A 14,678-nucleotide genomic window follows, 5' to 3' on the forward strand; every position below is an offset into this window, starting at 1 on the left:
GACAATGCCCTCACTCGGTTCGATGGGAATGATCCGATCAAATGCCTACAGCGCCCGGGAATGACAATGCAGCACTTTTTTGTAGGGTTAATCGTTGTCAGCCCTTGAAGCCTGATTTTGCGGCCCCATATACCGAGGCAGAAGCGCGAATCGAACTCGCGGACGATATTGAAAGGAGAATTCTATGGCTGACGAACAGACAGTAGATACGCAAAATCCAGAAGCCAATCAGGCGCCCGAGGCTTCGGGTGATGACCTGGCGACCCGTGTACAAGTGCTCGAAGAGCAATTGGCCGCCGCGCAGGATCAATCGCTGCGCGTAGCTGCCGATCTGCAGAACGTCCGCCGCCGTGCCGAGCAGGATGTAGAAAAGGCGCACAAGTTTGCGCTGGAAAAATTCGCCGGCGACCTGCTGCCGATCGTCGACAGCCTGGAGCGCGGCCTCGAGCTGTCGAGCCCGGACGACGAAAGCATCCGTCCGATGCGCGAAGGCATCGAGCTGACCCTGAAAATGTTCCAGGACACCCTCAAGCGCTATCAGCTTGTAGCCGTCAGCCCGCAGGAAGGCGAGCCGTTCAACGCCGTGGAACATCAGGCAATGGCCATGCAGGAAAGTGCTGACCTGGAACCGAACAGCGTTCTGAAAGTGTTCCAGAAGGGCTACCAGCTCAATGGCCGCCTGCTGCGTCCGGCGATGGTTGTGGTCAGCAAGGCGCCGGCACCAGTTTCGCCTTCGATTGACGAGAAGGCTTGAAATTAGCCGCAAGGCCCCCATTTAGAAGTCAAGCGTTTAAGTATTACCGCAGTTAGCCACCACTGCTGCGGCAACCAAATCCAAAGTTTCGGGAGAGTGAACATGGGCAAAATTATCGGTATCGACCTGGGGACTACCAACTCCTGCGTCTCCGTGCTGGAAAACGGCGTAGCCAAAGTTATTGAAAACGCCGAAGGCGCGCGTACCACGCCGTCGATCATCGCTTACGCCAACGACGGTGAAATCCTGGTGGGTCAGTCCGCCAAGCGTCAGGCTGTGACCAACCCGCACAACACACTGTTCGCGGTGAAGCGCCTGATCGGCCGCCGCTTCGACGAAGAAGTCGTGCAGAAAGACATCAAGCTGGTGCCTTACAAGATCGTCAAGGCCAACAATGGTGACGCTTGGGTTGAGGCCTCTGGCAAGCAGATGGCTCCGCCGCAAATCAGCGCCGAAGTCCTGAAGAAGATGAAGAAGACCGCCGAAGACTACCTCGGCGAAGCTGTGACCGAGGCGGTGATTACCGTTCCGGCCTACTTCAACGACAGCCAGCGTCAGGCGACCAAAGATGCTGGTCGCATCGCCGGTCTGGACGTAAAACGTATCATCAACGAACCAACCGCAGCTGCTCTGGCTTACGGCATGGACAAGGCCAAGGGCGATCACACCGTGATCGTTTATGACCTGGGTGGTGGTACCTTCGACGTTTCCGTGATCGAAATCGCTGAAGTTGACGGCGAGCACCAGTTCGAAGTACTGGCCACCAACGGTGATACCTTCCTGGGTGGTGAAGACTTCGACATGCGTCTGATCGACTACCTCGTCGACGAGTTCAAGAAAGAGTCCGGCATGGATCTGAAGAACGATCCTCTGGCGCTGCAGCGTCTGAAAGAAGCCGCTGAGAAAGCCAAGATCGAGCTGTCTTCTTCTCAGTCGACCGACGTCAACCTGCCGTACATCACAGCAGATGCGACTGGTCCTAAGCACCTGAACGTGAAGATCTCTCGTGCCAAGCTCGAGTCGCTGGTCGAAGATCTGGTGAACCGTACCATCGAGCCATGCCGCATCGCTCTGAAGGATGCCGGTATCGACGCCAGCAAAATTGACGACGTGATTCTGGTCGGTGGTCAGACTCGTATGCCACTGGTGCAGAAGGCAGTTACCGATTTCTTCGGTAAGGAAGCACGTAAAGACGTGAACCCGGACGAAGCCGTTGCCATGGGTGCAGCCATCCAGGGCGCCGTTCTGGCCGGCGACGTGAAAGACGTTCTGCTGCTCGACGTCAGCCCGCTGACCCTGGGTATCGAAACCATGGGTGGCGTGATGACCGCGCTGATCGAGAAAAACACCACGATTCCTACCAAGAAATCGCAAGTGTTCTCGACTGCCGACGACAACCAGGGCGCTGTGACCATTCACGTCCTGCAGGGCGAGCGCAAGCAAGCCGCACAGAACAAGTCTCTGGGCAAGTTCGACCTGGCCGACATTCCACCAGCTCCACGTGGCGTGCCGCAGATCGAAGTGACCTTCGACATTGACGCCAACGGCATCCTGCACGTAGGTGCGAAGGACAAGGCTACCGGCAAGACCCAGTCGATCGTGATCAAGGCCAACTCCGGTCTGTCCGACGAAGAAATCGAGCGCATGGTGCGTGATGCCGAGGCCAACGCCGAGGAAGACCGCAAGTTCGAAGAGCTGGCCGCTGCCCGTAACCAGGGTGATGCACTGGTTCACTCGACTCGCAAGATGATCGCTGATGCTGGCGACAAAGTGACTGCAGAAGAGAAGACTGCAATCGAAGCAGCCGTGGTTGCCCTGGAAGCTGCCGTAAAAGGCGACGACAAGGCTGCCATCGACGCCAAGGTTGAAGAGCTGTCGAAAGTCTCCGCGCCGGTTGCCCAGAAGATGTACGCCGAACAGGCTCAGCCTGCCGAAGGCGCGGCGCAGCACGACGAGAAAGCTGAAAAGGCTGACGATGTCGTCGATGCCGAGTTCGAAGAAGTAAAAGACCACAAGTAAGTTGTTGGTCGCCCGGTTGACTGCCTTGCGGCGGTGACTGGTAGGATGTCGCCGCGCGGGAGCTTGCTCCCGCGTTGGCGTATCTGGAATACGCGAATTTTTACAGCATGCGACAAGCTTCGTGTGTTGGCGGTATGGCCGGGAATGCTCCTGCTTTTCGCGCTGCAAATACCGCATGAACCAAAGACCAGGATCGTTGAATTGACGTGAGTTGGGTCCGGGCCTGTATTGGGGCTCAACGAGTTTGGCGAAGCTCAGGAGGGGTTTGCCGAACGTCCTCAAGAGTATGAAGAACTTATGGCAAAGCGTGACTATTACGAAGTGTTGGGTGTTGAGCGCAGCTCAAGCGAAGCAGACCTGAAAAAGGCCTATCGCCGTTTGGCAATGAAGCACCACCCGGACCGTAATCCCGGTGACAAAGCGTCGGAAGATCTGTTCAAAGAGGCCAACGAAGCCTACGAAGTGCTCTCCGATTCAAGCAAGCGTGCAGCGTACGACCAGTACGGTCATGCCGGCGTCGACTCAAGCATGGGCGGCGGTGGTGCAGGCTTCGGCGGTCAGAACTTCTCCGACATCTTCGGTGATGTCTTCAGTGATTTCTTCGGTGGCGGTCGCGGCGGTTCCCGCGGTGGCGCACAGCGTGGCAGCGATTTGCGCTACACCCTGGAGCTGAACCTGGAAGAAGCGGTGCGCGGCACGACCGTGAATATCCGCGTTCCGACATTGGTCAACTGCAAGCCATGCGATGGTTCGGGCGCCAAGAAAGGCTCGTCGCCGTCGACTTGCCCGACTTGCGGCGGCATCGGCCAGGTGCGCATGCAGCAAGGCTTCTTCTCGGTGCAGCAGACCTGCCCGCGCTGCCATGGCCAGGGCAAGATCATTTCCGACCCGTGCGATTCCTGCCACGGCGACGGTCGCGTCGAAGAATACAAAACCCTCTCCGTCAAAGTGCCGGCCGGTGTCGACACGGGTGACCGCATCCGTCTGTCCGGCGAAGGCGAGGCGGGTACTCAGGGTGGTCCGACCGGCGACCTGTACGTCGTGATCAACGTCCGCGAACACGACATCTTCCAGCGTGACGGCAAGCACCTGTTCTGCGAAGTGCCGATCAGCTTCGTCGATGCAGCCCTGGGCGGCGAGCTGGAAATTCCGACCCTCGACGGTCGCGTCAAACTGAAGATTCCGGAAGGGACTCAGACCGGCAAGCAGTTCCGCGTACGCGGCAAGGGTGTTGCGCCGGTACGTGGCGGTGGTGCGGGCGATCTGATGTGCCGTGTGGCAGTCGAAACGCCGGTCAATCTGAATCGTCGTCAGCGTGAACTGCTGGAAGAGTTCCGCAGTTCCCTGGCGGACGACAACAGTCACTCCCCGAAAACCACCGGTTGGTTCGACGGTGTGAAACGCTTCTTCGGCGATCTGTAAGGAGTCGGCATGCGACGTATAGCTGTGATGGGCGCTGCCGGGCGCATGGGCAAGATTCTGGTCGAGGCGGTGCAGCAGCGCGCGCCGCTGACCGGTCTGACGGCTGCGATTGTCCGCCCTGGCAGTACGCTGATCGGTGTGGATGCCGGTGAGCTGGCTTCGCTCGGTCGAATCGGTGTGCCGCTCTCCGGGAATCTGGAGTCGGTGGCGGAAGAGTTCGATGTGTTGATCGACTTCACCCTGCCGGAAGTCATGCTGAAAAACCTGGCCTTCTGCCGCAAGGCCGGCAAGGCGATGGTGATCGGCACGACCGGGCTGGACGCTGCGCAGAAGCAGTTGCTGGCCGAGGCGGGCAAGGACATTCCGATTGTCTTCGCTGCCAATTTCAGTGTTGGCGTCAACCTGTCGTTGAAGCTGCTCGACATGGCGGCGCGGGTATTGGCGGAAGATGCGGACATCGAAATCATCGAAGCCCATCACCGCCACAAGATCGATGCGCCGTCGGGTACGGCCCTGCGCATGGGTGAGGTGATTGCCAATGCGCTGGACCGTGATCTGCAGAAGGTCGCGGTCTATGGTCGTGAAGGTCACACCGGTGCCCGTGAGCGTGAAACCATCGGTTTCGCCACTGTTCGAGGTGGTGATGTGGTGGGTGATCACACGGTGCTGTTTGCCTGTGAGGGCGAGCGCCTGGAAATCACGCACAAGGCTTCGAGTCGCATGACCTTCGCCAAAGGCGCGGTGCGTGCAGCGTTGTGGCTGGATGCTCGTGAACCGGGTCTTTACGACATGCAGGACGTGCTCGATCTGCGTTGAGATGTTCTGAAGCCGGCGCAAACGCCCTGTTTGTGCCGGTTTTGCTCCACCCGGCGACGCCCTGTCGCATTCTCCGGCCTTTCGGGCTCATTGGCGGTAGACCAAAAATCCCTTTTTCTGTAAGCTACAGCTTTAGTGTGTCCACTAAAAGCGCGCAGAATAATTCAGTGAAGAAGCGGGGTGACGTGTCCATACGTCACTCCGCTTTTTTACAACCTGCGATTGCCCTTTCATGCGTTATTTACGGGAGGTCTTCTTGACTAAGCCAGCCATACTCGCCCTTGCTGATGGCAGCATTTTTCGCGGCGAAGCCATTGGAGCCGACGGTCAGACCGTTGGTGAGGTGGTGTTCAACACCGCAATGACCGGCTATCAGGAAATCCTTACCGATCCTTCCTACGCCCAACAGATCGTTACCCTGACTTACCCGCACATCGGCAACACCGGTACCACGCCGGAAGACGCCGAGTCCGACCGCGTCTGGTCCGCTGGCCTGGTCATCCGTGACCTGCCCCTGGTAGCGAGCAACTGGCGTAACACGATGTCTCTGTCCGATTACCTGAAAGCCAACAATGTTGTGGCAATCGCTGGTATCGACACCCGCCGCCTGACCCGCATTCTGCGTGAAAAAGGCGCACAGAACGGCTGCATCATGGCCGGCGACAACATTTCCGAAGAAGCGGCCATCGCCGCGGCGCAAGGCTTCCCGGGCCTGAAGGGCATGGACCTGGCGAAAGTCGTCAGCACCAAGACCCAATACGAATGGCGCTCCACTGTCTGGGATCTGAAAACCGACAGCCACGCGACCATCGAAGCCTCCGAACTCCCTTATCACGTGGTTGCCTACGACTACGGCGTCAAGGTCAACATCCTGCGCATGCTGGTCGAGCGCGGCTGCCGCGTGACCGTTGTGCCGGCGCAAACCCCGGCTGCCGACGTACTCGCCCTGAAACCGGACGGCGTGTTCCTGTCCAACGGCCCTGGCGATCCGGAGCCTTGCGACTACGCGATCAAGGCAATCAAGGAAGTGCTGGAAACCGAAATTCCGGTCTTCGGCATCTGCCTCGGTCACCAACTCCTGGCCCTGGCCTCTGGCGCCAAGACCCTGAAAATGGGTCACGGCCACCACGGTGCCAACCACCCGGTTCAGGATCTGGACACGGGCGTCGTGATGATCACCAGCCAGAACCACGGTTTCGCGGTTGACGAAGAAACCCTGCCAGCCAACGTCCGCGCGATCCACAAATCGCTGTTCGACGGCACCTTGCAAGGTATCGAGCGCACCGACAAGAGCGCGTTCAGCTTCCAGGGTCACCCTGAGGCGAGCCCGGGCCCGAACGATGTGGCCCCTCTGTTTGACCGCTTCATCAACGAGATGGCCAAGCGACGCTAAGCGCTCGCCTTGAGACTGTAGCGAGAAGCCTCTTGAGGGCGGCCCCGGAACCGGCGGCCCCCTCGGGACTTCAGAAATCGATCAAGACGGCTTGCCGACTGACCTGCGGATTTGAGTGACAAACCCATGCCAAAACGTACAGACATTAAAAGCATCCTGATTCTCGGCGCTGGCCCGATCGTTATCGGCCAGGCTTGCGAATTCGACTACTCCGGCGCCCAGGCTTGCAAAGCCCTGCGCGAAGAGGGTTACCGCGTCATCCTGGTGAACTCCAACCCGGCCACCATCATGACCGATCCGGACATGGCCGACGCCACCTACATCGAGCCGATCAAATGGCAGACCGTTGCCAAGATCATCGAAAAAGAGCGTCCGGATGCCGTGTTGCCAACCATGGGCGGCCAGACTGCTCTGAACTGCGCCCTGGATCTGGAGCGCGAAGGCGTTCTGGAGAAGTTCGGCGTAGAGATGATCGGGGCCAACGCCGACACCATCGACAAGGCTGAAGACCGTTCGCGTTTCGATAAGGCGATGAAAGCCATCGGCCTGGAATGCCCGCGTTCCGGTATCGCCCACAGCATGGAAGAAGCCAACGCAGTGCTTGAGCGCCTGGGCTTCCCGTGCATTATCCGTCCGTCCTTCACCATGGGCGGCACCGGTGGCGGTATCGCTTACAACCGTGAAGAGTTCGAAGAAATCTGCGCCCGCGGTCTGGACCTGTCGCCGACCAAGGAGCTGCTGATCGACGAATCGCTGATCGGCTGGAAAGAGTATGAAATGGAAGTTGTCCGCGACAAGAAGGACAACTGCATCATCGTCTGCTCGATCGAAAACTTCGACCCGATGGGCGTGCACACTGGTGACTCGATCACTGTTGCCCCGGCCCAGACCCTGACCGACAAGGAATATCAGATCCTGCGTAACGCCTCGCTGGCGGTACTGCGCGAGATCGGCGTCGAGACCGGCGGTTCCAACGTTCAGTTCGGTATCTGCCCGGACACCGGCCGCATGGTCGTGATCGAAATGAACCCGCGTGTATCGCGCTCTTCGGCCCTGGCTTCGAAAGCCACCGGTTTCCCGATCGCCAAGGTTGCGGCCAAACTGGCAGTCGGCTACACCCTCGACGAGCTGTCGAACGACATCACCGGCGGCAAGACCCCGGCGTCGTTCGAACCGTCCATCGACTACGTCGTCACCAAGATGCCGCGCTTCGCTTTCGAGAAGTTCTCCAACGCTGATGCGCGTCTGACCACCCAAATGAAGTCCGTAGGCGAAGTCATGGCCATCGGCCGTACCTTCCAGGAATCCCTGCAGAAAGCCCTGCGCGGTCTGGAAGTGGGTGTTTGCGGTCTGGACGAGAAAGTCGACCTGAGCAACCCGGAAAGCATGAGCGTGCTCAAGCGCGAACTGACCGTGCCTGGCGCCGAGCGTATCTGGTACGTGGCGGACGCCTTCCGCGCCGGCATGACCGTCGAAGAAATCTTCGGCATGAACATGATCGATCCGTGGTTCCTGGTACAGATCGAAGATCTGATCAAGGACGAAGAGAAGGTCAAGACCCTTGGTCTGTCCGCTATCGACCGCGACCTGATGTTCAAGCTCAAGCGCAAAGGTTTCTCCGACCAGCGTCTGGCCAAGCTGTTGGGCGTCACCGAGAAGAACCTGCGTACTCACCGCCACAAGCTGGAAGTGTTCCCGGTCTACAAGCGCGTCGACACCTGCGCGGCCGAGTTCGCCACCGACACCGCCTACCTGTACTCGACCTACGAGGAAGAGTGCGAAGCCGCGCCGTCCGGTCGCGACAAGATCATCATCCTTGGCGGTGGCCCGAACCGTATCGGTCAGGGCATCGAGTTCGACTACTGCTGCGTACACGCGGCACTGGCGCTGCGCGATGACGGTTACGAGACCATCATGGTCAACTGCAACCCGGAAACCGTTTCCACTGACTACGACACTTCCGATCGTCTGTACTTCGAACCGGTCACTCTGGAAGACGTGCTGGAAATCTGCCGCGTCGAGAAGCCGAAAGGCGTGATCGTCCAGTACGGCGGCCAGACGCCTCTGAAACTGGCTCGCGCCCTGGAAGCGGCCGGCGTGCCGATCATCGGCACCAGCCCTGACGCCATCGACCGTGCCGAAGACCGTGAGCGCTTCCAGCAAATGGTCGAGCGTCTGAACCTGCGTCAGCCGCCAAACGCCACCGTGCGCAGCGAAGACGAAGCTGTTCGTGCTGCTGCGAAAATCGGTTACCCGCTGGTGGTGCGTCCGTCCTATGTGCTGGGCGGCCGGGCGATGGAAATCGTCTACAAGGAAGAAGAACTCAAGCGTTACCTGCGTGACGCGGTGCAAGTGTCGAACGACAGCCCGGTGCTGCTCGACCACTTCCTCAACTGCGCCATCGAGATGGACGTGGATGCGGTCTGCGACGGCAAGGACGTAGTGATCGGCGCGATCATGCAGCACATCGAACAGGCCGGCGTTCACTCCGGTGACTCGGCGTGCTCGCTGCCGCCGTACTCGCTGCCGGCGCACATCCAGGACGAGATGCGCGAACAGGTCAAGAAAATGGCCCTGGAACTGGGCGTGGTCGGCCTGATGAACGTTCAGTTGGCGCTGCAGGGCGAAGATATTTACGTCATCGAAGTCAACCCGCGGGCTTCCCGTACCGTACCGTTCGTTTCGAAGTGCATCGGTGTTTCCCTGGCGATGATCGCGGCTCGCGTGATGGCTGGTAAAACCCTGAAGGAAATCGGTTTCACCAAGGAAATCATTCCGAACTTCTACAGTGTGAAAGAGGCGGTGTTCCCGTTCGCCAAGTTCCCTGGCGTTGACCCGATCCTCGGCCCTGAGATGAAATCCACCGGTGAAGTGATGGGTGTCGGTGACACCTTCGGCGAAGCCTTTGCCAAAGCCCAGATGGGTGCCAGCGAAGTGCTGCCGACCGGCGGTACCGCATTCATCAGCGTGCGCGACGATGACAAGCCACTGGTTGCAGGCGTGGCCCGTGATCTGATCAACTTGGGCTTCGAAGTCGTAGCCACTGCCGGCACTGCCAAGCTGATCGAAGCCGCAGGTCTGAAAGTGCGTCGCGTGAACAAGGTGACCGAGGGTCGTCCACACGTGGTCGACATGATCAAGAATGACGAAGTCACCCTGATCATCAACACCACCGAAGGGCGTCAGTCGATCGCCGATTCCTATTCCATTCGTCGTAACGCCTTGCAGCACAAAATCTACTGCACCACCACCATTGCTGCTGGCGAAGCTATCTGTGAAGCGCTGAAGTTCGGTCCTGAGAAGACCGTACGCCGCTTGCAGGATCTACACGCAGGATTGAAGGCATGAATAAATACCCAATGACCGTCCAGGGCTCCAAAGCCCTGGAAGAAGAGCATGCTCACCTGACCAAGGTCGTTCGTCCGAAGCTCAGCCAGGACATCGGTACGGCCCGCGAGTTGGGTGACTTGAAAGAAAACGCTGAATACCATGCCGCGCGCGAACAGCAAGGCATGGTCGAGGCGCGGATCCGTGACATCGAAGGTCGCCTGCAGAACGCGGTGATCATCGACGTGACGACCATTCCGCACACCGGCAAAGTGATTTTCGGCACCACCGTCGAAATCGCCAACGTCGAAACTGATGAAAGCGTCACTTACCAGATCGTGGGTGAGGATGAAGCGGACATCAAACTCGGCAAGATTTCCGTCGGCTCTCCGATCGCTCGCGCCTTGATTGCCAAGGAAGAGGGCGACACGGTCGTCGTGAAAACGCCGGGCGGCGATATCGAGTACGAGATTGTCGAAGTCCGTCACATCTGAGAGTGGGCGCCCGCTGCATGCGGGCGCGATGCTCTGGCAACTGGCCCAGATGTTGTGGGTTGGTGGCTTGTGGCTGGTTCATCTCGGTCTGCGACCGGTGTTGGGTCAAATCGGCCTGGCACCGCTGTTGATCGATGAAGTTGCAAGTACGTTTGAAGTGGCGGTGGTGGGTTTCGCCGTCGCGTGCGTGATATTTCAGGCTTTGGTGCTGGTACAGGCCGAAGGCCTTGCCAGTCTGTGGCGGGATTTTCGCGGACAGGTGTTGCTGATGGCGTTGTATGCGTGTGCGATGTTTGTCGCAGTGCGTGTCGGCTGGCCGGATGCGCAGCGCTGGCAGGTGTTCAGCTTTCTTGTACTGGGTTTCTCCGGGTTGGTGCTGGTTTTGCAGCCGGTGCCGGGATGGAGTGGCAGGGTGCGCGAAGCACACCCTTGACCCTGGCCATCACTTGAAGCGATGGACGTTCGACAGCTGCTTGTTGACGCTGAAGTTCTTGCGGTAAATCAGTGCCATCTTGCCGATGACTTGAACCAGATCGGCCTTGCCGACCTTGCACAGCTCTGCAATGGACGCCAGGCGCGCCTCACGATCGAGGATGTTGAGCTTGATCTTGATCAGCTCGTGATCCGCCAATGCGCGTTCGAGTTCGGCTAAAACACCCTCAGTCAAACCGTTGTCAGCCACAGTCAGAACTGGTTTCAGGTGGTGGCCAATGGATTTGTACTGTTTCTTCTGCTCGGGAGTGAGCGGCATAATCTGACCCTTTCGTCTGGATTCTGTAAAATGGCGGCCATTTTACCCGAGGGCTCGTGGATCCGCCCAATTAATCACGACCCTAATCAACGAGGTGCCCAATGGCGCGTTCCAAGACAAGCCTTGGTTGGCTGAAAAGACATGTCAATGACCCCTATGTGAAGCAGGCGCAGAAGGACGGTTACCGTTCGCGTGCGAGTTACAAGCTTCTGGAGGTCCAGGAAAAATACAAACTGATCCGGCCCGGCATGAGCGTTGTCGACCTGGGCGCCGCGCCCGGCGGCTGGTCGCAGGTCACCAGTCGGTTGATCGGTGGTCAGGGGCGTCTGATCGCTTCGGACATCCTGGAAATGGACAGCATTCCGGATGTGACCTTCATTCAGGGGGATTTCACTCAGGATGAAGTCCTTGCTCAAATCCTTGAGGCGGTGGGTAATTCACAGGTGGACCTTGTGATTTCCGATATGGCCCCCAATATGAGTGGTACGCCCGCCGTAGATATGCCGAAAGCCATGTTTCTTTGCGAACTGGCGCTTGACCTGGCGGAGCGGATTCTCAAGCCGGGCGGTAATTTCCTGATCAAGATTTTTCAGGGTGAAGGGTTCGATACTTATCTGAAGGACGCTCGTCGGAAATTCGACAAGGTCCAGATGATTAAACCGGACTCTTCCCGCGACAGTTCCCGCGAGCAATATATGCTGGCTTGGGGCTATCGCGGTCACAGTGAGTAAAACGAGGTTTTTTGCCGGGGTGATAGGTTTTTCGTATTTCGCCCCGCGTGCATAAGCGAATATTGTGTAGAAAGTGTTTCACAAAGGGTTACAGACGGCGCCTGCCAGAGCTGTAGGTAATGTAGTAAGTTAGGCCGGTGAATATCATGCGAAGCGCGCGCCAGTAGCGGAGCTTGCTTCAGAGGGTAGTTAATTGAACGATATGGCAAAGAATCTGATCCTGTGGTTGATCATCGCGGCTGTCCTGGTGACGGTGATGAACAACTTCTCCAGCCCTAACGAGCCGCAGACCCTCAACTATTCCGACTTCATCCAGCAGGTCAAGGATGGCAAGGTCGAGCGCGTGGCCGTCGACGGCTACGTGATTACCGGCAAACGCAACGATGGCGATAGCTTCAAGACCATTCGTCCGGCAATCCAGGACAATGGCCTGATCGGCGATCTCGTCGACAACCACGTTGTGGTCGAAGGCAAGCAGCCTGAGCAGCAAAGTATCTGGACCCAGCTCCTGGTAGCCAGCTTCCCGATCCTGGTGATCATCGCGGTGTTCATGTTCTTCATGCGCCAGATGCAGGGCGGCGCGGGCGGCAAGGGCGGGCCGATGAGCTTTGGCAAGAGCAAGGCGCGTCTGCTGTCCGAAGATCAGGTGAAAACCACTCTGGCTGACGTTGCCGGTTGCGACGAAGCGAAGGAAGAAGTTGGTGAGCTGGTTGAATTTCTTCGTGATCCGGGCAAGTTCCAGCGTCTGGGCGGCCGCATTCCTCGTGGCGTGCTGATGGTCGGTCCTCCGGGTACCGGTAAAACCTTGCTGGCCAAGGCGATTGCCGGCGAAGCCAAAGTGCCGTTCTTTACCATTTCCGGTTCCGACTTCGTCGAAATGTTCGTCGGTGTTGGTGCCAGCCGTGTTCGTGACATGTTCGAGCAGGCCAAGAAACACGCTCCGTGCATTATCTTCATCGACGAGATCGACGCCGTTGGTCGCCATCGTGGCGCCGGCATGGGCGGCGGTCACGATGAGCGCGAGCAGACTCTCAACCAGTTGCTGGTGGAGATGGATGGCTTCGAAATGAATGACGGCATTATCGTCATCGCTGCGACCAACCGTCCTGACGTGCTCGACCCTGCATTGCTGCGTCCTGGTCGTTTCGACCGTCAAGTTGTGGTCGGTCTGCCGGACATACGTGGTCGTGAGCAGATCCTCAAGGTTCACATGCGTAAAGTGCCAATGGGTGACGATGTCGCTCCGGCCGTTATTGCGCGTGGTACTCCGGGCTTCTCCGGTGCCGATCTGGCGAATCTGGTCAACGAGGCTTCGCTGTTTGCTGCTCGCGCCGGCAAGCGCATCGTCGAGATGAAAGAATTCGAACTGGCCAAAGACAAAATCATGATGGGCGCCGAGCGCAAATCCATGGTCATGTCCGAGAAGGAAAAGCAGAACACTGCTTATCACGAGGCAGGCCATGCCATTGTTGGTCGTGTCGTGCCCGAGCATGATCCGGTCTACAAGGTATCGATCATCCCGCGCGGTCGTGCGCTGGGTGTGACCATGTTCCTGCCGGAAGAAGATCGTTACAGCCTGTCCAAGCGTGCGCTGATCAGTCAGATCTGCTCGTTGTACGGCGGCCGAATTGCCGAAGAAATGACTTTGGGCTTCGATGGTGTGACCACGGGTGCTTCCAACGACATCATGCGCGCGAGTCAGATTGCGCGGAACATGGTGACTAAATGGGGGCTGTCGGAAAAGCTCGGTCCGTTGATGTATGCCGAAGAAGAGGGTGAAGTATTCCTCGGTCGCGGTGGTGGGGGTCAGAATGCCAGCTTCTCCGGTGAGACAGCCAAGCTGATCGACTCCGAAGTGCGCAGCATCATCGACCAGTGCTACGGCACGGCCAAGCAAATTCTCACGGACAACCGCGACAAGCTCGATGCCATGGCGGATGCCCTGATGAAGTACGAAACGATCGATGCCGAACAGATCGACGACATCATGGCCGGACGTACACCTCGCGAGCCTCGCGACTGGTCGGGCGGCACCGGAACTGGCACGCCTCCTGTCATTCAGGGTGAGCGTCCGGAAACACCGATTGGCGGTCCTGCTGCCGACGTTTAAGGTTTGAAATGACTTCTGTACAGTCCCTGACCCGGTTGCCTTGCGGCAACCGGGTTCTTGATTTGGCCCGGACTCATGTCATGGGCATTCTCAATGTCACTCCCGATTCCTTTTCCGACGGTGGCCGATACAGCCAGCTCGACGCGGCCTTGCGTCATGCCGAAGCCATGGTTGCGGCGGGTGCGACGCTGATCGATGTGGGCGGCGAGTCGACCCGGCCAGGCGCGCGGGCGGTTTCTCCCTTGGAGGAGCTGGAGCGTGTCGCTCCCGTTGTCGAGCTTATCAATCGCGAACTGGATGTGGTCATATCCGTCGATACATCTACTCCGGCGGTCATGCGCGAAACGGCTCGCTTGGGTGCCGGCTTGATCAACGATGTTCGTTCGCTACGGCGCGATGGCGCACTTGATGCGGCGGCCGCCACGGGATTGCCCGTGTGCCTGATGCATATGCTTGGCGAGCCTGGTGATATGCAGGACGATCCGCGTTATCAGGATGTCACCCGTGAGGTAGGTGAGTTTCTTGCTGAGCGCATGGTTCAGTGTGAGAGGGCAGGAATTCCCGCCGAGCGGATCATTCTCGACCCGGGCTTCGGCTTCGCCAAAACCCTGCAGCACAATCTAAGCTTGTTCAAGCATATGGAGGCCCTGCATGCGCTGGGGCGGCCTCTGTTGGTGGGTGTTTCACGCAAAAGCATGATCGGTCATGCATTGAGTCGCCCTGTGGGTGAGCGTCTTTTCGGTGGTCTGGCTTTGGCCGCACTGGCAATGGTGAAAGGTGCGCGTATATTGCGCGTCCATGATGTGGCGGAAACGGTGGACGTGGTGCGAATGCTCGCGGCCGTGGAATCAGCCGAATAAG

At 58.5% G+C, this 14,678-nt stretch carries 12 protein-coding genes; 11 read left to right on the forward strand and 1 reads right to left on the reverse strand.

Annotated elements, in window-relative coordinates; translation table 11 throughout:
- Window positions 1-184: 184 nt before the first annotated feature.
- The 8 genes from grpE (at window position 185) to CAF73_RS08205 (ending at window position 10,658) form a co-directional block, all read left to right on the forward strand.
- Window positions 185-754 (forward strand): nucleotide exchange factor GrpE, encoded by a 570-nt coding sequence (gene grpE / locus CAF73_RS08170; RefSeq protein ID WP_085685597.1) that lies wholly within the window; start codon window positions 185-187, stop codon window positions 752-754.
- Between the two features lie 102 nt (window positions 755-856).
- The gene (gene dnaK, locus CAF73_RS08175; RefSeq protein ID WP_085698383.1) at window positions 857-2,773 is read left to right on the forward strand and encodes a molecular chaperone DnaK; all 1,917 of its coding nucleotides are present in this window, start codon (window positions 857-859) and stop codon (window positions 2,771-2,773) included.
- A gap of 297 nt (window positions 2,774-3,070) precedes the next feature.
- Window positions 3,071-4,195 carry a molecular chaperone DnaJ gene (gene dnaJ / locus CAF73_RS08180; protein ID WP_085698384.1) on the forward strand — a complete coding sequence of 375 codons (1,125 nt, stop codon included), beginning with the start codon at window positions 3,071-3,073 and terminating at the stop codon, window positions 4,193-4,195.
- A gap of 9 nt (window positions 4,196-4,204) precedes the next feature.
- Window positions 4,205-5,011: a 4-hydroxy-tetrahydrodipicolinate reductase gene (gene dapB / locus CAF73_RS08185; RefSeq protein ID WP_085702436.1), complete on the forward strand. Its 807-nt coding sequence runs from the start codon at window positions 4,205-4,207 to the stop codon at window positions 5,009-5,011.
- Window positions 5,012-5,267: 256 nt separating this feature from the next.
- A complete protein-coding gene (gene carA / locus CAF73_RS08190) occupies window positions 5,268-6,404 on the forward strand; it encodes a glutamine-hydrolyzing carbamoyl-phosphate synthase small subunit (RefSeq protein WP_007953761.1) in 1,137 nt (378 codons plus the stop codon).
- 126 nt (window positions 6,405-6,530) lie between these two features.
- On the forward strand, window positions 6,531-9,752 hold the full coding sequence (carB, locus tag CAF73_RS08195; protein ID WP_085698386.1) for a carbamoyl-phosphate synthase large subunit: 3,222 nt from the start codon (window positions 6,531-6,533) through the stop codon (window positions 9,750-9,752).
- A complete protein-coding gene (greA, locus tag CAF73_RS08200) occupies window positions 9,749-10,225 on the forward strand; it encodes a transcription elongation factor GreA (protein ID WP_007953757.1) in 477 nt (158 codons plus the stop codon). Before carB ends, greA begins: the two co-directional genes overlap by 4 nt.
- Before the next feature lie 28 nt (window positions 10,226-10,253).
- Complete coding sequence (locus CAF73_RS08205; RefSeq protein ID WP_007953755.1) at window positions 10,254-10,658, forward strand: hypothetical protein; 405 nt, start codon at window positions 10,254-10,256, stop codon at window positions 10,656-10,658.
- A 9-nt stretch (window positions 10,659-10,667) separates the two neighbouring features.
- Here CAF73_RS08205 and CAF73_RS08210 read toward each other — a convergent pair whose 3' ends face one another.
- Window positions 10,668-10,976 (reverse strand): YhbY family RNA-binding protein, encoded by a 309-nt coding sequence (locus CAF73_RS08210; protein WP_085698388.1) that lies wholly within the window; start codon window positions 10,974-10,976, stop codon window positions 10,668-10,670.
- Window positions 10,977-11,077: 101 nt separating this feature from the next.
- Between CAF73_RS08210 and rlmE the strand changes: the two genes are divergently transcribed.
- From rlmE to folP, 3 genes are all read left to right on the forward strand, one after another.
- Window positions 11,078-11,707, forward strand: coding sequence for a 23S rRNA (uridine(2552)-2'-O)-methyltransferase RlmE (gene rlmE / locus CAF73_RS08215; protein ID WP_085698389.1), 630 nt, complete (start codon window positions 11,078-11,080; stop codon window positions 11,705-11,707).
- A gap of 202 nt (window positions 11,708-11,909) precedes the next feature.
- A complete protein-coding gene (gene ftsH, locus CAF73_RS08220) occupies window positions 11,910-13,817 on the forward strand; it encodes an ATP-dependent zinc metalloprotease FtsH (protein ID WP_011332403.1) in 1,908 nt (635 codons plus the stop codon).
- 8 nt (window positions 13,818-13,825) lie between these two features.
- Window positions 13,826-14,677: a dihydropteroate synthase gene (gene folP, locus CAF73_RS08225; protein ID WP_085702437.1), complete on the forward strand. Its 852-nt coding sequence runs from the start codon at window positions 13,826-13,828 to the stop codon at window positions 14,675-14,677.
- The last annotated feature ends 1 nt before the right edge of the window (window position 14,678 follow it).

It is taken from the genome of Pseudomonas sp. B15(2017) (assembly GCF_002113215.1).
In the GTDB taxonomy this organism is placed as follows: Bacteria; Pseudomonadota; Gammaproteobacteria; order Pseudomonadales; family Pseudomonadaceae; genus Aquipseudomonas.

Bases quoted from the DNA above. Each gene is read 5' to 3' on its own strand.
- grpE (WP_085685597.1), top strand. From the start codon at position 185: ATGGCTGACGAACAGACAGTAGATACGCAAAATCCAGAAGCCAATCAG.
- dnaK (WP_085698383.1), top strand. From the start codon at position 857: ATGGGCAAAATTATCGGTATCGACCTGGGGACTACCAACTCCTGCGTC.
- dnaJ (WP_085698384.1), top strand. From the start codon at position 3,071: ATGGCAAAGCGTGACTATTACGAAGTGTTGGGTGTTGAGCGCAGCTCA.
- dapB (WP_085702436.1), top strand. From the start codon at position 4,205: ATGCGACGTATAGCTGTGATGGGCGCTGCCGGGCGCATGGGCAAGATT.
- carB (WP_085698386.1), top strand. From the start codon at position 6,531: ATGCCAAAACGTACAGACATTAAAAGCATCCTGATTCTCGGCGCTGGC.
- greA (WP_007953757.1), top strand. From the start codon at position 9,749: ATGAATAAATACCCAATGACCGTCCAGGGCTCCAAAGCCCTGGAAGAA.
- CAF73_RS08205 (WP_007953755.1), top strand. From the start codon at position 10,254: ATGCTCTGGCAACTGGCCCAGATGTTGTGGGTTGGTGGCTTGTGGCTG.
- CAF73_RS08210 (WP_085698388.1), bottom strand. From the start codon at position 10,976: ATGCCGCTCACTCCCGAGCAGAAGAAACAGTACAAATCCATTGGCCAC.
- rlmE (WP_085698389.1), top strand. From the start codon at position 11,078: ATGGCGCGTTCCAAGACAAGCCTTGGTTGGCTGAAAAGACATGTCAAT.
- ftsH (WP_011332403.1), top strand. From the start codon at position 11,910: ATGGCAAAGAATCTGATCCTGTGGTTGATCATCGCGGCTGTCCTGGTG.
- folP (WP_085702437.1), top strand. From the start codon at position 13,826: ATGACTTCTGTACAGTCCCTGACCCGGTTGCCTTGCGGCAACCGGGTT.